We start from the raw sequence: 19922 nt of genomic DNA on the forward strand, positions 1-19922 counted from the left end.
CTAATACGTTTTTAGCTATGAAGGCTCTCGACAAAGTAACTGATATACTAAAAATAAGAAAAGCTTTCTCTTCCCCGGAGACGTGTCCGTGGGAACAGAAAGCTTTTCTTTTTTTATGGTCCGCGAAGTATGAGCATCATGGGGCATTTGGCTTGGGTTTGGGTTGTTCAAATGCCGCATAGCGCTCATCACATTCGCGATACCAAGTGTCCTAGCTTACTAAAATGTAAGCTCTGCATCAAGTGTACTTTGTTTCAAACACACTTTCAACCTAATATCGAAAGCGATTGCAAAATGTCACAGATTGTTCAATCATTACAAGTCTATTCGACAAATAAGTCTTGACGCAATTGCTCCTCACTACGTTCCCACAATTCTGGATTAAGTTGTTTAAGGAAAGAAGCTAACACTTTTTTAGACGGTGCATCCATATGCTCTACAATAATATGACGTTTCATGGATTTATCCATTTTATTTACATGATCAGCTAGAATTTTATAGCCACGTCGTTTTTCACGATTTACAACCATCTCACAGGCTGTAACTCCTGCATAATATGGCCCATTTTCTTTATGGTCTATCGTCACCCACACGAGCCAATACGGTTTCCCGCCCTCTGAATCAGCACGGTCCATTGTAAATTTAATACCACGCTCTACGTCACTTCTTGCATGCATGGCACCAATTTCAACAGAAGCCGTCCCCTCTTCTACGTCCACTATTACAGGCGATACATTCTCTAATGAAAGTGAACCGATACCAAACCCTTTATGTCCATCTGTTGGATCGTTTTTTATAATGGTAAAACCCATTTTTTGTTTTGGTTTTTCTTCATTTGTCATACTTAAATATCCTCCATTCTGCTATTATAAAGGAAAGCATATCAACGCATATTTTATCGAAACAATCACTATTTTCGCCATTGCGTATATGCCTCAACGCAAGTAAGAAGTTTATACTTTCTTATAAACTAACTATACAACATTATTCTATAAAGGAGGCAATATTATGCCATACGTAACAGTGAAAATGCTTGAAGGTCGTACAGAGGAACAAAAACGTGCTCTTGTAAAAGAAGTAACAGAAGCAGTATCTCGCACAGTTAATGCACCTGCAGAAAATGTAACAGTTTTTATTGAAGAAATGTCTAAAAACCATTACGGCGTTGCAGGCGTTCGTTTTAGCGACAAATAGTAGTAAGATGGATAGAGCAAGCATCTTAACGCTCTATCCATTTTTTTAAAATGGTCATAAGTTAACCATCTTTTGCTGGAATAAAACCTTCTATTTCAAAAACAAGGATGTGATCTACGACATGAATAAACTGAAGATAATATTGCTCATCACTATGCTCGTCCTTGGCCTAATACTTGTATTTATCAGCCCCATTCAAAATGCGATCATTGCCCATTTAAGCCATCAATTAAATACTACTGAAATCAGTGTAGAAGAGATTGAAAAGAATAATCAGGTTAATGCAGATTATGTATTTGAGGATGTACAATCGCTGTCCATAGCGGAGGTATTAAAGGCTCAAACAAAGGCCAATAAAATGCCCATAATTGGTAGTATCGCCATACCAAGTGTTGACATGCAACTTCCGATTGTCAAAGGTGTTGGAAATGCTGCACTTGCCGTAGGGGCAGGTACCATGAAACCAAATCAAAGCCTCGGGCAGGGAAATTACGCCTTAGCAGGACATTATTTTGAAGAAAAGGATATCTTATTTAGTCCTCTATATAAAGCAAGTATAGGAGATACAGTCTATGTAACGGATTTAACCAATATTTATGAATATCAATTAGCTTCTAAAAAAGTCATCGCGGCAACAGATATTTATGTAATCGATGATATTCCAAATAAAACTGTTTTAACACTCATTACATGTGCTGATAATGGATCAAAGCGTCTTGCCATACAAGCTGATTTTGTTCAACAATATCCATTTGATAAAGCACCTGAAAAGCTATCAGAAGCATTTTAGAAATAGGTGAAGCCCCTAAGATTTAAGAGTCTTAGGGGCTTCTTCTTTTAAGTAATTATTTAACTTCAGCGTTGCGGCGACGTAAGAAGTATAATGCACCAAGAATAAGTGCTACTCCAATCAGCATTAGTGCTGTTTGATCGGCACCATCTGTCTGAGGTAATTTACCTTGTGCTTTTAATTGAGCTTCTAATCGTTTTGCATCCGATTTAATTTTGTTAATATCAAGTGATTCTGCAACAGCTTCCTGTTCCTCTTTAGTTAATTGACTATATTTATTCAAGAAATCCTTATAAGCATCTAATGTATCTTTTGTAGCTTTAGTTGGATTATAAGGCGGTAAGTTTTTCCCTTGATCAATGACACCTTGAACAGAAGGTTTAGATCCCTCAGTTTTTCCAGGATTGGCCGAATTATTTGAATCTGTATTTGGTTTGTTTGGTTCTACAGGATTCTCTGGATCTGGATTTGGTTTATTCGGATCCACCGGTTTTTCTGGATCTGGATTTGGTTTGTTCGGATCCACCGGTTTTTCTGGATCTGGATTTGGTTTGTTCGGATCCACTGGTTTCTCTGGATCTGGATTTGGTTTGTTGGGATCCACTGGTTTCTCTGGATCTGGATTCGGTTTGTTCGGATCCACTGGTTTCTCTGGATCTGGATTCGGTTTGTTCGGATCCACTGGTTTTTCTGGGTCTGGATCTGGATTTCCTGGATTAGTTGTAGGAGGTGTTACTGGTAGACTTGGCTGAATTTTAGCCTCGCATGTATTACCCACGATAACTGTACCAATAATTGTCTTACCATTCTCCCTTACAATATACTTACCTGGCTTAATAATTGAATTATTGATCGTAATTTGACCCTTACTATCTGTTATAAACTCTGTTGAACCATTATCTTCAACCTGTATACCATCTTCACCTGTTATTGTTACTTTTACGCCTACACGTGGTTGACCAAACATATTGTTAATTGTCAATGTAAAGGCTGGACAAACTGGTGCAATTGATAATGTAATTTCACAAGGAACACTCGCATAAGAAACTTCTATCTCACCTAAGTAAATATTTTTATCATATACATCATATTTACCCGCAGGAGTTGTTTTAGATACAAATGTTAAATTTCCATCTTTATCCTTATTTGTTGAGATTACTTTTCCAGATTTATCTTTAATAATGACATCGTTACCTGGCTTGATGATGCCAGTATTATCTTTGATTATTACTGTGAAGTTTTCACATTTTGGTGTTGGTTGAACGCTCGCTTTACAATCGATATTGCTTTCAAACTCATCAATTTCTTCTCCATCAACTACAACTGTGTAAACACCTGGCTCTAAATCACTTAATTCAATTACACCGTCTTTTGTAGTTTTTGTAGCTATAATGTTACCTGTATCTTTATTTTTAACCGTTACTGAAGTACCATCTGCAACTAAATTACCATCAACATCATAGACAGTTAATTCAAACGTTTCACATTTTGGTGCTAACTGTACTTCACTTTGGCAATTATCATTGTGATACGTAACATTTACTTCACCTAAATACTGGGTACCCTCATATAGCTTATATTTTCCTGCTGGAGTTGTTTTATCAATGATGAATTGACCATCACTATTTGTTGTGCCAGTAGCTATAACAGTATTACTTAGATCTTTAAGTGTAACTGATACATTTGGACGTGGATTTCCATTCTCATTTTTTACAGTAATTTTAAAGTTAGGACATGAATTTGTAGGTTGGACTGTATCTTGACATTCTCCAGTACCATATTTAACGGTAACAGTACCTAAAGGAATGTCATTTTCGTCCACTAATGTATACACGCCTGCTTGGACTTCTTTACCACCTGTACCAGGTCGCTTAATATCTGATACTTGCCCCGCAGCATTTGTTGTGCCCGTGTATTTTGCATTGCCGTTGCTATCAATTAATTTAATATTTTTATTAGCAATAGCATTACCATCAATATCTTTCACTGTTAATGTGAATGCTGGACAGGCATTTGTTAAATTAACATCCTCAATGTTATCAATAACATATGCTTTCCCATCCACACCTGGAGTAATATCTATATTTGCTCCCATTGTAATCGTGATTGGCGCAATCGCAATATAGCCCCCTGGTGATTCCTCTCTTAACGTATACTTTCCGTAACGCACTTGTTCAAATGTCAATGTACCATCTGCATCTGTTGTTCCTTCATCAAGTTTGATTGTGTTATTTTTATTCCATAATTCAAACTTAACACCAGCAAACTGTTCACGTTTACCTGTTAAAGGATTTACTTTATATTTTTTTAATTGCAATGTACCCTTAACACCTGATGCACTTGTATCAGATGAGCTATATTTAAATGTTTTGCTATCGCCACCGTGGTCACTTGTACCTGCAGCTGTTGCTCCAGCGTAACCAATAGAGGCACTATTAGAAATTGTTTCACCCGCGTTACCATCCCCCATAAAGAATGTGGAATACGTAACAACATAACCTTTGCCATTTAATTCTCCCAAATTAAGACTAAAACTACCATCTTGATTTAGGACAATTTCGCTAGCATCCACAGTAATAGGGGATCCTATATTTTGAGAAGTCCCATTTGCATTTAGTTTAATCTCTTGTTTCTTGAACGTATTTGTTAATATTTTTTGGTTACTTGATGGTTTGTCTGTTAATGTAATATTTCCTAATTTTGAATTAGAAGCATTTACTGTAACTGCCCAATTAATAATATCGCTGGCTGGAACAGGTGTCGCTGTTTTTTTAATTAACTCATTTGCAAGATTACTAATTTTTGCTGTTGCATTATAATTATAGCTTCCATTGTGTGGAGTATCTAGAGTCGCTGTATTTGTGTAATCTCTTGGAGCATTAGTTGAGTTTTGACCATAAATATCGTCAGCATCTTTTGTTTTGTATTCAATTAAATACGCTTCGTTGTTATCAGTAATTGGATCTAGGTTAATAAACGTAATTTCAAAACCTGTAACCTTGTTATCTGTTAGTGTTTCTGTAACAGTCCATTTAGCAGGATCTAATGTACCATTTTTTGTTCCCTCTTCTGTTGTTAAGTTTAGCTTAGATATGGTAATTTGATCTTTTAATGTTTGACCATCTGGAACAGGAATATAATGACCCGCACCTAATGTATCTGTTAAGGTAGCACTGTTTATATCTTGTTTATTGATATTAACCCCAATACGCCAAGAAAACTCTTGTGTCTGGTTATCTACGACAACTTTTTTGTAGCCATTATTGTTTGTTGGAGAAGTAGAATCTGGCGTATAATTAGCAGTTCTATCTAATGCTTGGTTATGAGAATCTATTGCGCCATCCCATGTTGCATCAGCCGTATTAATATACGCGGTTGCTACACCTCCGTTTGGCTTAATATCGTACTTTGTTTTGTATCGAATAGTAACTGTGCGGTCTTTTGGAATGTCACTTGAAAATTCCATTTTAAAACCTTCGTTGCCTATAGTTGGGGCACTCCCCCCCTTATCTGTAATCGTGTACGTTAAACCATTTGCACCAGTAACCTCATAGAAGTCAGTACCGTTCCATGGTGTTAAAGTGTGTTTTAACGTTTCTCCAGCTTTATTTGTGGTTGTAAAGTCATCTTCTATTACAAAGTTTTTCAAATCTTTCTCAGCATTAATGGTTAAAGTCCATGTAATTGTTTTGTTTACATAGTCAATTGCCCCGCGTGCTTTATTAAAGATGTTTGAAGCCAGGTCTAGAGTTGCTGTGTCTGAACCACTATCTCCTCTTGTTACAGTATTTGTAATCGTGCCCGTATTTGCATCTGTAACAAATTCATCTTCCAGCTCTGTATCATAGACAACTTTAAACGCTGATGTCACCTCACCAGCTGGACCTGTAGTATTTGTTGAATGATCAAAGTTGATTATAAAATTATAATTATTTTGTGAATCGAAGCTATAATCTTGACCTTCACTTAACAGAATTGAAGATTGCTCCGTTTGACCGTCATTCGATAAAGTTACACGATATACTTCAAAACTACTGTAATCAATTTTATGCTTACCAGTTGTTGGCGACGAGCCTGTTAGTGTATCTGTTAGTTTCGCTTTATCAGCAGGTATTTTTTGACCTAGCCAGTTATACTTGATTGTCCATGTCGAATTATATTTATCGCCACTTCTTGTTTTATCTAAGCTCGGTCCATATTGTACAGTTTGTGTTCCATTGGCTGTTGTGTTAGCAGGAATATTTGTCCCTGTCAAAGTAGCTACGTTTGTATAGGACATACTTGATGCAGTTGGATCTGCTGTTACAACAGTGTTATATGTTACTTTGTATGCATAGTATCCATCTGTCAATGAAATAGGGAATGAGGTTTCAATGTTTGTATCGTCTACAGCACCTGGGCTATTTGAATTAAACCCATTCAATCCTATTTTGTATCGCTCAACTGTAATATTTCCAGCCAGCTCATGCTTTATATCTGGTACATCATTCAAACTTGCACTTTCAAGTTTTTGCCCACCAGTATTCACCCAAACTGTCCAGGGAATCGTTACTTCACCACTTGCGTCTCGTGTAATAGAACCAGCATTTTTAGTTAGTAATTCCCCACTATCTGTAGGTGCAAATTCAAAGTCTAGTTGAACATCTGCTCCTCCAAGCACAGGGATTATTAATGATTGTTCAAGTTCACTTTCATCAGCAAAGTTATCAAATTTCGCCATAAACTCAAAGTTCATACTACCTGATTGTCCTTGTTCTAATTCACTATCTATTGTGACTGTTACTGTTTTTGTAGCACTGTTATAGCTTGACGAATAGGCTAACCAATCACCAGTCTCTGTTAATGTTCTTGATTGATTAAAAGAACCTGCTGTGTACTCTTCAATCATATTGGCAGGTAATTGGAATGTGAACGTAGAACCTATTCCATAATCAATTGTTGGATCCAAAGAGAATGTGTAGTTTAGATATACTACATCACCCTTTTTAGGTTTTGGCCCTGAATAATTTGCTAAATCTGTAGCATTTGTAATTAATGCTCCACCTTGTGAAAAGAGCTTTAAGCCACTAAATGACATCATCACATCTGCTTGCATATTTTCAACAGGGTAACCTACTGGCGCACCTAATGGCATTATTAACTGTGGCTGGTTTTCTAGCTGCTCTTCTTGTTGTTCTTCTGGCTGTCCTTCTTGCTGTTCTTCTGGTTGCTCTTCTTGTTGTTCTTCTGGCTGCTCTTCTTGCTGTCCTTCTGTTTGCTCTTCTGATTTTGTTTCATCTTCTGGAGTTGTCACTTCAGCAGCATCTTCACTTGGTATTTCACTTGTAGTATTTTGGTTTCCTACTTCTCCATCAGAATCAATCACAGTATTTTCGCTAGATTCATTTTGAGGAGTCACAGGTGGTTGACTCTCGTCGGCAAACACTGAAATTGGTGAAAGTACTGTTTGAAATACAAGTAGCAATATAATTATCGCTATGTTTAATTTTTTCATGTTTCTCTCCTTTTTTAGTTAGAGAGATACCTGATACTGTTTGCTACAAAGATTGATCCTTTCAGTTTTAGGAAAGGAATGAACAAACAATAGGTCACTCTCTCTTTCCTTTAATTTTTATGGAAACATCTCAAATAAAAATCAACCATTATCTTAATATAGGTCATTAGAATCACTCAAATATGTTTCCACATATCTTCACGGCACTTTTGTATCACAACAATCAATTTGCACCACCTCCATTTCAAAATTATTGATTAATTATATCTAATTCAACTTAACAGTTTCTAAACAATTATCTAAAAATAATAAAGCAGTAAACAACATCCCATTGGAACGTGTTTACTGCTTTATTATTTTTAAAATTTATATTTATTTATTGTCTTTCCTTAATAACATTAATATTTGTTTTTTTACAGTTGAGTTTGTTGAATCGTCCTCTAAGAAATCTAATGGGAAATAGATTTTATGATCTCGTTTCATACGCCCTGAGATAGCATCCACAATAATGGATTCACGTGAAAGCTCCCGTAGCTCACCATTTTTCATTTCTAAAAAAATTGGTACACGCACTTCTTCCTCTCCTGGTCTATAAAAATCATATGGCAGATCTGCTGTTGTATCATGTACAAGATAATAATCGGGGTCTAATCCYGCCTTTTTGAAAAGCTCTTGGAGTTTTTGATATTTATTGAGCTCTACTCCAGGGTCTAAATCAATGTATTGAAATAGCTTACGATTCACAAAGCGGCGGCTTAAATCACTTAGAATGGCATCCTCCTCTTGCATCCATAACTGAAAATATGTAAAAAGTATACTCTCGTCTAACGCAAGATAATCCTCTAATGTAATAACATTTCGGAAAAATGCTAGGAAATGAGTAGGCTCATGCTTAAATGTATAGCCCGCTAAGCTTAATTGTTTTACTCTTTTTAATATATTATTTAAAATTACCTCTGCACTTCGTGAAACAGGATGGAAATAAATTTGTAAGTACATTTGATAGCGACTCATTATATAGTCTTCCACCGCATGCATGCCTGTTGCTTTGATTACTACTTGGTTTTTTCTTGGACGCMTTACTCTTAAAATCCGTTCCATATCAAAATGACCGTAGCTTACACCTGTAAAATAAGCATCACGTTGTAAGTAATCCATACGATCTGCATCAATTTGGCTCGAAATTAAACTAATTACTTGCTTATTTGGATATGTCTTTTCAATTACTTGGGATACCTTTTCAGGAAAATCAGCTGCCACTTTTTTTAAGATCGCATTTACTTCCGTATCTCCCAACAAAATTTGCCTTGTAAAATATTCATGATCAAGCTCAAATACATTTTCAAAGGCATGGGAAAATGGGCCATGACCTAAATCATGTAAAAGGGCTGCACATAACACTAATAATCTTTCACTTTCATCCCAATCTGGACGCCCTACAAAGATATCATCTACTATGCGACGTACAATTTCGTAAACCCCCAGAGAATGACTAAAGCGACTATGCTCTGCTCCATGAAATACTAAAAATGTGGTACCTAGTTGACGAATTCTACGTAAACGCTGAAATTCTCTTGTACCCACTAAATCCCATATCACTTGATCTCGAACATGTACATAACGGTGTACTGGATCTTTAAATACCTTTTCTTCTTCTAATTTAGCGTTTGCATATGTCATTTGGATAGCACCCCCATTTTGTTATAGTTCTATTATATGCGATAAATCTAGGACTAGCATACTTATTGCCATTTTTCTATAGATATTAACAACCTATTTCGATWACCTTTATCATTATTTTTATMTTTATAWTGGKYWTATTTCTCAACATATAAAAAAAGCAAAACAAAAACTATCCCCCAAGTAGAGATAGCTTTTAGTTTTACTTTTTTAATTTTGCTAAAACCTTTTCCATTAGTTCATCTTCTGTTAATGCAGCAACAGGTCGGCTATTTACAAAGGTAAATGTCTTTTTGCGTCCTGGACCACAGTAAGAATGACAGCCAATTTCGATGGTTGCATCAGGATCGATTTCCTTTAATTTTGGAATTAACGTTTTTAAGTTAACGGCCTGACATTCATCGCAAACTTTAAATTCGTTTGCCATTTTGTCAACAACCCTTTCTATATAGTATTTTTCAAACATAATCTCGCTCTATTGCACACATGACCTTCACATATTTAAGTATGCAGTATGTGCGCAAACCTACATCGGGTATTGTATCGTACTTTTCCCCTTCTATTCAAGCATAATTCCTTCTACATAGATGAATAAAAGGTTAAAAGATTGGTCATGCTAGTCTTAAATAACAAGTTCCAGATAAAGGTGGGAGGATTTTAATATGAGTAAAGTAAGACAAGATGCTTGGTTAAAAGAAAACGATGAATTACTAGCAGAGGCTGTAATCCGTCATGTAACAGAAGGAAGCACACAGCTTAATGCCTTTGAGGAAGCAGGCGATGCATTAAATCGTACTGCGGCAGCCTGTGGTTTTCGTTGGAATGCCGTTGTTCGTAAAGAATACGAGGAACAATTAGCAGAAGCTAAAAAGGAAAGAAAAGAGAGAATGCGAGTGTTGGGAGCGCCAGCAAGACGCCGTGCTTCTAGTATGTTTACCGTAAATAATAGTGCTGCAGAAGGAAAATCAATTCCACTATCTGCCCTTTCTCTTGATATTGTCATAGCTTATTTACTACGTTTACAGCATTCTGGTGAAGTAGGAAATGAATCTTCAAAATGGCGACAACTTGTACATGTAACATCTGAGAAAAATAAAAAACTAGAGAAAACCATTACAAAACTAGAAGAGGAAAATCGAGCGATTCGCAAAGATTACGAGCAATTTGTACAAATTATGAATCGTGCTAGACGTCTTGTTACGCTTGATGAAGAGGAAGAGCGAATTGCACCTGTTTTTAAAATGGAGAAGAACGGAAATCTTGTAACTAGCAGTTCTATTTATCAACCAGAAAATGGCGATGCGCTAAATTAGCCGCATCGCTTTTTCCGTTTCATATAATCAACCAGCTTACTTACGTTCAAGCATTTTGGTGTTGCGCTCAAAAACGCGCTGTAAATAAAAACCATACAACGTTAATTCTTCGTCGCAAAAGGACTGTGGACGTACTTCCTCGGCCCACTGATTAAGTAGTTGCTGAAGACGAATAACAACCGCTTCTACTGTTAAATAGGGGTCCACAAGCTCCGATAGCGAAGCCATGACTTCTGGTACGATTTGAGGGTATGCGAATTTTGTTTCCTCTTGTTGCAAGCTTTCTTCATAAAAGTCACGGATAAGTGCCGCGCGCTGTGAGCCACTCCCCTCAATACATAAATAAATTTGCACTGCCACCCCTTGACGTAAGCGTCTTTGTGAAATACCAGCAAATTTTTTCCCATCAATACTTAAATCATAAGAACCTGGGCAATAAGAGCCCACTATTTCATAAGCCTCAATTTTTTCAGCTACTTCTGGGAACAATCCCTTCACAAGGTCCACCATCACATCGTAGCCATCATTTATACTGAGCGACTCTTTTTGTTCAGACAATACCACGGAAATATTGAGAACTCCTTCATCTAGCACAACAGCTAGTCCACCAGAATTACGAACAATAGGATGATAGCCTCTAGATTCTAGTAATTCCATACCTTGCTGAACATAAGGTAACCGATGGTCTTGAATACCTAGCACAACAGATGCCTCATGAACCCATGTACGAATTGTAGGAGGAGACATCAATTGGCCAACTAATTGGCACAATGTATCGTCCGTCGCAAAAGATTCAAGCGGTGATCTTTGCTTAGCACTAATGGATTGATCATAATAACGCCAAATTGGCTGTTGTAAAATATGTTTCATTTTGGTACTCCTCTTATTACATCTCTTCTCTTTAGAATACATGATCTTTAGATGGTGTCAAATTCGTGAATTACTATCATGAACTTAGGGTTTTTGTACAAACTATGATAAACTAATTTTTGAATGGTATTCACTTATAAAGGAGTGTTTTCAATAATGAATGAAGCAGCAATTACGTTAGATGGTTGGTACGCTTTACATGATTTCCGCTCAATTGATTGGGCATCTTGGAAACTTGTATCTGCTGAGGAACGTCAAGCAGCAGTAGAGGAATTTATTGCTTATTTAGAAAAACTGAACGAAGCAGACGTAGCTAAAACAGGTGCTCATGCTTTCTATGCAATCGTTGGTCAAAAAGCTGACTTTATGATTATGACATTGCGTGAAACAATGGATGAGTTACAAGAGCTTGAAGCAGAATTCAATAAATTAGCTATTGCAGATTTTACAATTCCTACATATTCCTATGTATCTGTGGTAGAGCTTTCAAACTATTTAGCTGGCGAATCAAATGAAGATCCTTATCAAAATCCACATGTACGTGCGCGTCTATATCCTGAACTTCCACGGGCTAAATATGTATGCTTCTATCCAATGGATAAACGCCGTCAAGGGAACGACAATTGGTACATGCTATCAATGGATGAGCGTAAATCATTAATGCGCTCACATGGAATGATTGGTCGCGGCTATGCTGGTAAAGTAAAACAAATTATCACTGGCTCTGTAGGCTTCGATGATCACGAATGGGGCGTAACTTTATTTGCTGATGACGTACTGCAATTCAAAAAATTAGTATATGAAATGCGCTTTGACGAAGTGTCAGCACGCTATGGCGAATTCGGGGAATTTTTCGTCGGAAACCTTCTTGATAAAGATAAATTGGTTAAATTCTTAACTGTTTAATATCTAATTAAAAATGCGAGTCCGTAATGATKGACTCGCATTTTTAAATTTCGTTTTCTTCTGCATTCTCGGATTCGAATATTAAAATAATAATATGAATAAAAATCCCAGTTAGAATCATAAGAAAAACTAAATACCAATTATATGGTTGATGACAATATTCTGCTATTCCAACTGCCAGAAAAGCGCTGATGATGATCGCTACAAACATACTTAAAATACGCATGGAAACGCTCCTTCATAAAAGCAAAAATAAAGTCAATTTTAGTATGTCACGCTATATTTTTAATATACTTACTAGGCAAGAATAATTATGTCTTATTGGATAGCAGCTAAAACAAGCATTGTAAAGGCATTTTTCCTGATGCTCTGCTTTCCACACTATTACTCACAATATAAAAAAGTGCCATCTTTTAGCGATGACACTTTCTTAACCTCAACACGTTTCTTCTATATACCTCATTAAGAGCTCTCGTTCTTTACTTTTAAAATTAAGATAACCGTTTGAATAAAAAAACCAATCACTATAATAACAATAAAGAGATACCAGTGGAGCGGCTGTCCATAAAACTCCCCTAATAGAAAAGCCAGTACTGCACTTAATAAGATCCCAAACCAAACGCCAATTTCCATAAGCCATCACCTCACATGTATTAGATACACATGCAATTCATTGATCTCACGTTCCCCTAAATCTATTTTTTTCTATTTACCCTTTTTGCTATAAAAACTATCGGGCCTTGCAGGATTTGAAGTATTTTCTACGTACTTGTCGTTATTACTACTATATGCATAGTAACTTTAATATGTGATTGTCTTTCTTAACAAAATTGAACATGACTACTATACCTTCGTGCATATACTGTCTGCGAGGAGGTATGAAAATCGCTGTTATTAAGACGAATGATGCACAGACAGCCCTACTTGCAAGACTAATGCGTGCCGAAGCAGAAGGCGAAGGAGAGTTAGGCATGCTGATGGTTGGGAATGTTGGCGTTAATCGTGTAAGAGGTGATTGTTTAGATTTTGGTGATATTCGAACAATTGAACAAATGGTTTATCAGCGTCCGGGAGGCTTTGAGGCAACACAAAAGGGTTATTTTTATCAAAGAGCACGTGATCAAGATATCCGGTTAGCTAAAAGGGTGATTCAGGGTGAAAGATTTCATCCAGCTACCCGCTCTTTGTGGTTTTTCATGCCAGCAGGTGATTGTCCTGCACAATGGTATGGCCAATGGAATACTGGCAGGTTCAAATCCCATTGTTTTTTCTCGCCAACTGAACAAGATTGTCCTCAAATTTAAAAAGAAAGTAGGTTGATAATTGATGATGCCTTATTATTGGACACCAACAACGCAACAACAAATGACTCCTCCTCCAGTCACACTTCCGAGCGGACGACCACCTGGCCGTGAGGAGTCCTATATAGAAAATATTTTGCGTTTGAACCGTGGAAAACCAGCTACCTTCCATTTTTCTTTTGAGCACGCAGTAGAGCAGGGAAAAAACACAAAAACTGTTCGTGGTGTGGTAGAAGCAGCTGGTCGAGATCATGTCATTATTCGTGAGCTTAAGTCTAATCAWCGTTTKCTTTTCCCTATGATTTATTTCGATTTTGCTGAGTATGATGAGGAAATGGCTTACTTTAATCAAAATCCATAATTCYWKCYCTMAGTAAWAATCCGCWATACACWMACTGMCMMAAAGTCGWTGGGCGTATGCGGATTYTTATCAYTCGCTWTRTKCAATTTTCTTTKAARTACGTTRAGGTTGCTTTACCTAASGTTTTTGCTGCAATTAGCATRGCACGTTCATCAAAATCAAAGCGTGCATGATGATGCGGATAAGCCGTTTCCCATTCTGGCTTTTTAGCTCCTGTGAAGAAAAATGTGCCTGGTACTTTTTCTAAATAATACGCAAAATCTTCCCCAATCATAAATGGCGGACATGTTATTACTTGATCTACCCCTGGTACAGTCGACGCCAATTGTTCCAAAAACTCGGTTTCTCTCTGATGGTTATAAACAGGTGGATAACCCCTTGTGTAACGATATTCGTAACTTGCCCCAAATGCCAGACAAGTCGCATTTAATACTGCTTCTAACTCTTGTTCCATTTGTATGCGTACTTCTTCTTCAAATGTACGAATTGTCCCCGCTAAAACTACCCGATCAGCTATAACGTTAAATGGATTAATTGCCTCAAAATGACCGATTGTTAAAACAGCTGATTTCAATGGGTCTATTCGTCTTGAAACAAGCTGTTGAGCATTAACGACAAATTGGGAGGCTAGGGTAACTGCATCAATAGAATGATGAGGCTCTGCGCCATGACCACCCTTTCCTTGTACCGTTATTTCTACTTTATCCGCGGCAGCCATGATGGCCCCATCTTTCACTAATATTTCTCCTAATGGTGTAGGTGCCCATAAATGTGTACCAAAAATAACATCTACACCTTCTAAACAACCATCCTCAATCATCGGCTTAGCTCCACCTGGAGCCACTTCCTCTGCATGCTGATGAATAAATACGACATTGCCTTCAATTTGGTCCCTCATCGCATTCAATGCCTTAGCTAGCCCAAGCAATGTAGCTGTATGTCCATCATGTCCACATGCATGCATTTTTCCAGCTATTTTAGATTTGTAAGGTACATCATTTTCTTCTTGAATCGCTAATGCATCAAAGTCAGCTCGTAAAGCCACCGTTTTGCCCGGCTTTCCGCCACGTAATATCGCTACGACGCCACGTCCTCCCACTCCTTCTCGAACCACATGACCCAATTCTCTATGAAAAGTAGCTATATAGGATGGCGTTTCGACTTCTTCAAAGGATAATTCAGGGTATTCATGTAAATGGCGACGAATCCCTACCATCTCATTATAGTTAGCATCCAGTAATGTAAATAGTTTTTCCATACTACGTAACCTCACTTTTGATATTTTCGAAATATTGCAAGTAATATTAGTAGTGTACTATAAATTCTTACAAAATGGATAGGATTTAAATCCCTATCTTTGAAAGATGACTCATAACAAAGAAAAACCCCCCTACAAATAATGTAAGAGAGTCAGCTTAAAATTAGCGAGCATGCTTGATAGCAGTTAAAATAATAAGTAGCCATCCAGCTAAAAATAGTACGCCACCAATTGGTGTAATAGCTCCTAATACTTTAATACCACTTATCGCCAGAACATATAAGCTCCCAGAAAAGAAAACAATACCAAGGTTAAAGAAAATACCTGCTAGATTTAATTGTTTCACTTCACCTAATAGTTTAGAGCTCATTAACAGACCAATGATTAGTAATCCTGTAGCGTGAAACATTTGATATTGAACAGCTGTTTCCCAAATACCTTGACTATATTCATCTAAAATTTCCTTTAAAGCATGTGCACCAAATGCACCGAATGCTACTGCTAATAGGCCATGAAGAGCACCTGTCACGATAAATCTTTTCATTTTCGTTACCCTACCTTTAAAATGGATTAAAAATCAAAAATGGAATCGCCATTGGCTCCATCTTCTTCAATCTTTGCTGTATATAAAGTGGATGGTTTTGACTCTGATACAAGCATTTGCGGTACATGCTTATGAGGAGTGATAGATGGTGCATCACTTGAAGAATCTAACACCACATCACATAATGCTCGAATGGCTGTAAGTGTCTCACGAATTTGCTGATCATTTCCCGCATTTTTTGCGTAAGATAATTGTTTTTCAAGTTGCTGTATAACGGCTTGATAAGAAATCATTACATTCTCCCACTTTCTACTTTTGGTACGAATTTTAAACAATCTACACCCGAGGATTGCTTCACAACAACGGATGGTATTTGCTTTGTTTTAAAGCCATAAGCTGCACATGCTCGTGGRTTTTGAGGGTCCCAGGTTACTTTAAAAAATTGACACTTAAAACAATTCAYCTTCATCAATGTCCCTCACTTTCTTCTATATTAAATGTAACATGATTGCTAAAGCGTATAAAGCAAACGATTTGTGCCAATCTATTCTAAACACCAATCAATCGGCTGCTTGCCCCACTCAACTAATTGTTGATTTATCTTTGAATAAGGTTTACTACCAAAGAATCCTCGATAAGCACTTAATGGACTTGGGTGTGGCGCTTCGAGTATGACATGTGGTGTTTTATATTTTCGAATTAATTGCTTTTTGCGTTGCGCTGGTTTGCCCCACAATACAAAAACNNGGNSNNNKKCCCTTGCAGCTAATAGATCGATAACCGCATCGGTAAATTGCTMCCAMCCTTGTTCTTTATGGGAATTCGCTTGTMCTGCTCGAACTGTAAGCACCGTAKTTAATAGCATAACACCCTGTTCAGCCCACTTTGTTAGCGTTCCATTTTGAGGAATTGGACAGCCTAAATCATCCTGTAGCTCTTGAAACATATTCCGTAAGCTAGGAGGATGTGGAATACCTGGTTTAACAGAAAAGCTTAGCCCATGCGCTTGATTAGGCCCATGATAAGGGTCTTGTCCCAAAATAACAACCTTCACATCATGATATGCTGTTGTATAGAATGCGTTCATCACATCATTGATTGGTGGATAAATAGTTTGTGTCGAATATTCATTTGCGACAAATTGACGTAGTTTTTGATAATATGGTTTTTCTAATTCTTCTTTGAGTACTTCTTGCCAATCATTCGGGAATACTTGTTTCATCGTTCATTAAGCCCCTTTCTCTTCTTACAACGGTACAAAAAATTAAAGATGAATTCAAGCATCAGTTGAAACTGACCATATAAAAATATAGTATTHTBGCTATTTTTATAGAATCAGAATCGGACTATACTAGATGTTAATTTTATAACTCTTAACGATAAAGGAGATCCTTTACATGACTCTAAAAAAAACATTAACAATTGCTGGTTCAGATACATCAGGCGGTGCAGGAATGCAAGCTGACCTTAAAACATTCCAAGAGCACGGTACATATGGGATGGTGGCATTAACAGTTGTCGTAACAATGGACCCTAACGGCTGGACACATAACGTCACACCTTTGCCAACTGATTTACTACAAAAACAAATTGACACAGCACTTTCCACAGGAATTGATGCCATTAAGACAGGAATGCTCTCAACAGAAGAAATTATTCGTATTGCTGGAAAGGCTATTGCAAATTCAGGGACTACAAATGTGGTCATCGATCCTGTTATGGTATGTAAAGGTGACGATGAAGTACTGAATCCAGGTAACACAGATGCCATGATTCAGCATCTTTTACCACTAGCAGCGGTAACAACACCAAACCTGTTTGAAGCTGGACAATTAGCTGGCACAGGTACACCAAAAAACATTGACGACATGAAGATTGCTGCTCGTAAAATCCATGAACTAGGAGCTAAAGCTGTTGTCATAAAAGGTKGAAAMGMCCTAGCTACTGAAAAAGCAATAGACTTATTCTTTGATRGTGAAACATTCTACTTATTAGAATCTGAAAAAGTTGCATCTACAAATAACCACGGTGCAGGCTGTACTTTTGCTGCCTCTGTCACAGCGAATCTTGCGAATGGACTTACTATTAAAGATTCTGTCATTGAAGCAAAAGAGTTTGTATCGGCAGCTATTGCACATGGCTGGGCGCTAAATGAATATGTAGGTCCTGTCATGCATGGAGCGAAATCACGCTTTGGTGCTCCACACGTAACAGTAACAGAAATATAAGGATGAAAGGGATGTCTCAAAGTCATTTGAGACATCCCTCTTTTTTTACATATAATTCTCCATCATTTCTAGCCGATAATCCCATGGATCATTCATAGATATAAATTGCGCTAATGCTTTACTTTCCTTTTTACGTTCAGCACGGGCCTTCGCTCGTTCTGAAGCTGTTTCATGCAATTTTGTCTCTTCTACTGTTTCAGGTATTACTCGTGGGACCAGTGCTGGTTTGTTATTTTCATCCAATGCCACGAAAGTTAATAATGCAGTCGCTGCCACCTTTCTCTCCCCAGTTTTCAAGTTTTCAGAAATGACTTTAACAAAAACCTCCATAGAAGACCTTCCCGTCCAAGTTACATAGGATTCGAAATAAACCGAATCTGTTGGGCGAATGGGATGTAGGAAATCGACTGAATCAGTTGAGGCTGTAACACAATCTCTTCTGCTATGCTTTGCAGCTGAAATGGAAGCAACTTGATCAATATCGCTCATCAATCGTCCGCCAAATAATGTATTATGATTATTTACATCGTTTGGAAATACACGACTTGTACGCATCACTCTTGATTCCTTACAATATTTAAAGTCCTTATTCACTCTAATTCCCCCTCTAAACGTCTTGTTTATTCCTACTATAATGCTATATTTAAATGGAAAAATCAATGTAATTATTAGAAAATTACAAATACTAAACAATTATTTAATGATGAGTATTTATCCGATAAAGATTAAAATTGGACAAGATACGTTAATGCCTCATACCCCATATATTAGCTGTATGGGAGGGGAAAAAATGAAAAAAAACAAGGTAGAAGACTTAACGGAAGAATCAGGTTTACTAGCTGGAGAAATCACCTCTTCAAAAGTTGAAGTAATTGCCTCCATCATATTAACACTTGGTTACTCATTATCCACCCTTGCCACAATATTGGCTCTGCAGGAGGAGGAAGAATTGGCACAAGCCAAAACTACTGAAACCCAAGATCAAAATCTTTATATGAAGCAAATGTTTAAACAATTACAAAATGTTAATAATCGTTTAGATACAATAGAACGAAAGCTCAATCGATACTAACAAATACATAGCCTACATTAATTTTCAATAAAAAAAACCGCGACTCTCCGTCATAAAGAGAGTCGCGGTTTTTATTATACTATGATAATGAGCTTCATTTTTCTTCCCTTTTTCACAGCTACCTTGCATAACCTGTTCAAGGAACGTCATCTATTGTACCAAGATAGAATTCATTATTTCTGAAATAATACTACCTTCAACAGGTGGAGCTGTCTACACACACAAATTAGGAAGAAGTCATGGTTGCAATATCTTTTCAGATGTGAAAACGGATACAATGCGAAACGACACAGTTTGTACATATTTATTTTCACACTCCCTATATTGATACATTACAATAATTTTTTCAAGAATATTGCTTAAGAACTTGTCATAGGTTTAGAGATGATGATTTATTTCTCTCGATGCTAGGATTCATTTTCACACTCTCAAAAATTTGGACAAAATTGCGCTAAGGTTTGTAAATATAAATCATCACTTTTTTTATCAAAGCAATCAATTTCCCTTTGCGAATTTTTTTTACTATACTTAAAGGAGAAATGATCGAGAGGAGTGTTAAGATGCAAGAAGTACAAGTAGAGACGTTGCAAAAATTGCTGAATTCTTTCGCCAACAAAGACGTTTATATTCATCTTGAGACGACAAACGGATCTTATGCAGCACACTATGATGAACAGTTTTTTAATGCAGGTGCTTTTATTCGCAATGCTAAAATTAACTATGAGCTTGCTAAGGTTGTAGATAATGCACCTCATCGTGTGGGTTTAAAATTACCTCATGGCTGGGTTTATGCTCAAGGCATTACACATTTTGAATTAGATGATTTAGGCCGTTTATTAATGGCTGGACTAGACTACTCTGGAAAATTGGCGATTGCGCTTGAAATTAGTGAAACGCCATTTACTTACTAA

21 protein-coding genes and 1 pseudogene are annotated in these 19922 nt (G+C 37.0%); 9 read left to right on the forward strand and 13 right to left on the reverse strand.

The annotated features are described in order from the left end of the window. Positions 1-323: 323 nt before the first annotated feature. Positions 324-842, reverse strand: a complete 519-nt coding sequence (locus tag ACHZEU_RS11015) for a YwhD family protein (protein ID WP_004231517.1) — start codon at positions 840-842, stop codon at positions 324-326. A 166-nt stretch (positions 843-1008) separates the two neighbouring features. Between ACHZEU_RS11015 and ACHZEU_RS11020 the strand changes: the two genes are divergently transcribed. Then, on the forward strand, positions 1009-1194 hold the full coding sequence (locus tag ACHZEU_RS11020; RefSeq protein WP_004231516.1) for a 2-hydroxymuconate tautomerase: 186 nt from the start codon (positions 1009-1011) through the stop codon (positions 1192-1194). Between the two features lie 121 nt (positions 1195-1315). Continuing rightward, positions 1316-1984, forward strand: coding sequence for a class A sortase (locus ACHZEU_RS11025; RefSeq protein ID WP_257961631.1), 669 nt, complete (start codon positions 1316-1318; stop codon positions 1982-1984). 55 nt (positions 1985-2039) lie between these two features. On the opposite strand, the gene ACHZEU_RS11030 is transcribed toward ACHZEU_RS11025, so the two are convergent. From ACHZEU_RS11030 to ACHZEU_RS11040, 3 genes are all read right to left on the reverse strand, one after another. Then, complete coding sequence (locus ACHZEU_RS11030) at positions 2040-7478, reverse strand: collagen binding domain-containing protein (RefSeq protein WP_279493830.1); 5439 nt, start codon at positions 7476-7478, stop codon at positions 2040-2042. A 372-nt stretch (positions 7479-7850) separates the two neighbouring features. After that, positions 7851-9158 (reverse strand): HD domain-containing protein, encoded by a 1308-nt coding sequence (locus ACHZEU_RS11035; RefSeq protein ID WP_404804519.1) that lies wholly within the window; start codon positions 9156-9158, stop codon positions 7851-7853. Positions 9159-9360: 202 nt separating this feature from the next. Further along, the gene (locus ACHZEU_RS11040) at positions 9361-9585 is read right to left on the reverse strand and encodes a DUF1450 domain-containing protein (RefSeq protein WP_004227652.1); all 225 of its coding nucleotides are present in this window, start codon (positions 9583-9585) and stop codon (positions 9361-9363) included. Between the two features lie 235 nt (positions 9586-9820). Between ACHZEU_RS11040 and ACHZEU_RS11045 the strand changes: the two genes are divergently transcribed. Further along, positions 9821-10471, forward strand: a complete 651-nt coding sequence (locus ACHZEU_RS11045) for an RsfA family transcriptional regulator (protein ID WP_004227650.1) — start codon at positions 9821-9823, stop codon at positions 10469-10471. 36 nt (positions 10472-10507) lie between these two features. Here ACHZEU_RS11045 and ACHZEU_RS11050 read toward each other — a convergent pair whose 3' ends face one another. Next, positions 10508-11341 (reverse strand): lipoate--protein ligase family protein, encoded by an 834-nt coding sequence (locus ACHZEU_RS11050; protein ID WP_319839898.1) that lies wholly within the window; start codon positions 11339-11341, stop codon positions 10508-10510. A gap of 156 nt (positions 11342-11497) precedes the next feature. On the opposite strand from ACHZEU_RS11050, the gene hemQ reads away from it, so the two are divergent. Beyond that, positions 11498-12247 (forward strand): hydrogen peroxide-dependent heme synthase, encoded by a 750-nt coding sequence (gene hemQ / locus ACHZEU_RS11055; RefSeq protein WP_004227638.1) that lies wholly within the window; start codon positions 11498-11500, stop codon positions 12245-12247. 43 nt (positions 12248-12290) lie between these two features. Here hemQ and ACHZEU_RS11060 read toward each other — a convergent pair whose 3' ends face one another. After that, on the reverse strand, positions 12291-12473 hold the full coding sequence (locus tag ACHZEU_RS11060; RefSeq protein WP_404804520.1) for a hypothetical protein: 183 nt from the start codon (positions 12471-12473) through the stop codon (positions 12291-12293). Positions 12474-12709: 236 nt separating this feature from the next. Further along, complete coding sequence (locus tag ACHZEU_RS11065) at positions 12710-12880, reverse strand: hypothetical protein (protein WP_004227634.1); 171 nt, start codon at positions 12878-12880, stop codon at positions 12710-12712. 245 nt (positions 12881-13125) lie between these two features. Between ACHZEU_RS11065 and ACHZEU_RS11070 the strand changes: the two genes are divergently transcribed. Both ACHZEU_RS11070 and gerQ read left to right on the forward strand, forming a co-directional pair. Then, positions 13126-13551: a cell wall hydrolase gene (locus ACHZEU_RS11070; RefSeq protein ID WP_004227631.1), complete on the forward strand. Its 426-nt coding sequence runs from the start codon at positions 13126-13128 to the stop codon at positions 13549-13551. A gap of 22 nt (positions 13552-13573) precedes the next feature. Next, positions 13574-13909 (forward strand): spore coat protein GerQ, encoded by a 336-nt coding sequence (gene gerQ, locus ACHZEU_RS11075; RefSeq protein WP_404804521.1) that lies wholly within the window; start codon positions 13574-13576, stop codon positions 13907-13909. Here gerQ and ACHZEU_RS11080 read toward each other — a convergent pair. From ACHZEU_RS11080 to ACHZEU_RS11100, 5 genes and pseudogenes are all read right to left on the reverse strand, one after another. Beyond that, a complete protein-coding gene (locus tag ACHZEU_RS11080; protein ID WP_404804522.1) occupies positions 13893-15167 on the reverse strand; it encodes a M20 family metallopeptidase in 1275 nt (424 codons plus the stop codon). The two genes, gerQ and ACHZEU_RS11080, sit on opposite strands and share 17 nt — an antisense overlap. A 163-nt stretch (positions 15168-15330) precedes the next feature. Then, positions 15331-15711, reverse strand: a complete 381-nt coding sequence (locus tag ACHZEU_RS11085; protein ID WP_115674191.1) for a DUF423 domain-containing protein — start codon at positions 15709-15711, stop codon at positions 15331-15333. A gap of 26 nt (positions 15712-15737) precedes the next feature. After that, complete coding sequence (locus tag ACHZEU_RS11090) at positions 15738-16004, reverse strand: YwdI family protein (RefSeq protein WP_115674189.1); 267 nt, start codon at positions 16002-16004, stop codon at positions 15738-15740. Beyond that, positions 16004-16180: a uracil-DNA glycosylase gene (locus ACHZEU_RS11095; RefSeq protein ID WP_404804523.1), complete on the reverse strand. Its 177-nt coding sequence runs from the start codon at positions 16178-16180 to the stop codon at positions 16004-16006. Before ACHZEU_RS11095 ends, ACHZEU_RS11090 begins: the two co-directional genes overlap by 1 nt. Positions 16181-16255: 75 nt before the next feature. Continuing rightward, a pseudogene (locus ACHZEU_RS11100) lies at positions 16256-16933 on the reverse strand (uracil-DNA glycosylase). Positions 16934-17108: 175 nt separating this feature from the next. Here ACHZEU_RS11100 and thiD point away from each other — a divergent pair. Then, positions 17109-17939, forward strand: coding sequence for a bifunctional hydroxymethylpyrimidine kinase/phosphomethylpyrimidine kinase (gene thiD / locus ACHZEU_RS11105; protein WP_404804524.1), 831 nt, complete (start codon positions 17109-17111; stop codon positions 17937-17939). Between the two features lie 45 nt (positions 17940-17984). On the opposite strand, the gene ACHZEU_RS11110 is transcribed toward thiD, so the two are convergent. Then, positions 17985-18533 (reverse strand): acyl-CoA thioesterase, encoded by a 549-nt coding sequence (locus ACHZEU_RS11110; RefSeq protein ID WP_004227610.1) that lies wholly within the window; start codon positions 18531-18533, stop codon positions 17985-17987. A 196-nt stretch (positions 18534-18729) separates the two neighbouring features. Between ACHZEU_RS11110 and ACHZEU_RS11115 the strand changes: the two genes are divergently transcribed. Then, entirely contained in the window at positions 18730-19011 is a 282-nt protein-coding gene (locus ACHZEU_RS11115; RefSeq protein WP_048393429.1) for a hypothetical protein, read from the forward strand. Positions 19012-19571: 560 nt separating this feature from the next. Next, positions 19572-19922, forward strand: coding sequence for a YojF family protein (locus ACHZEU_RS11120; RefSeq protein ID WP_004225428.1), 351 nt, complete (start codon positions 19572-19574; stop codon positions 19920-19922).

The sequence above is a fragment of the Lysinibacillus sp. S1 genome (genome assembly GCF_044986265.1).
GTDB classification, from domain to species: Bacteria; Bacillota; Bacilli; order Bacillales_A; family Planococcaceae; genus Lysinibacillus; species Lysinibacillus capsici.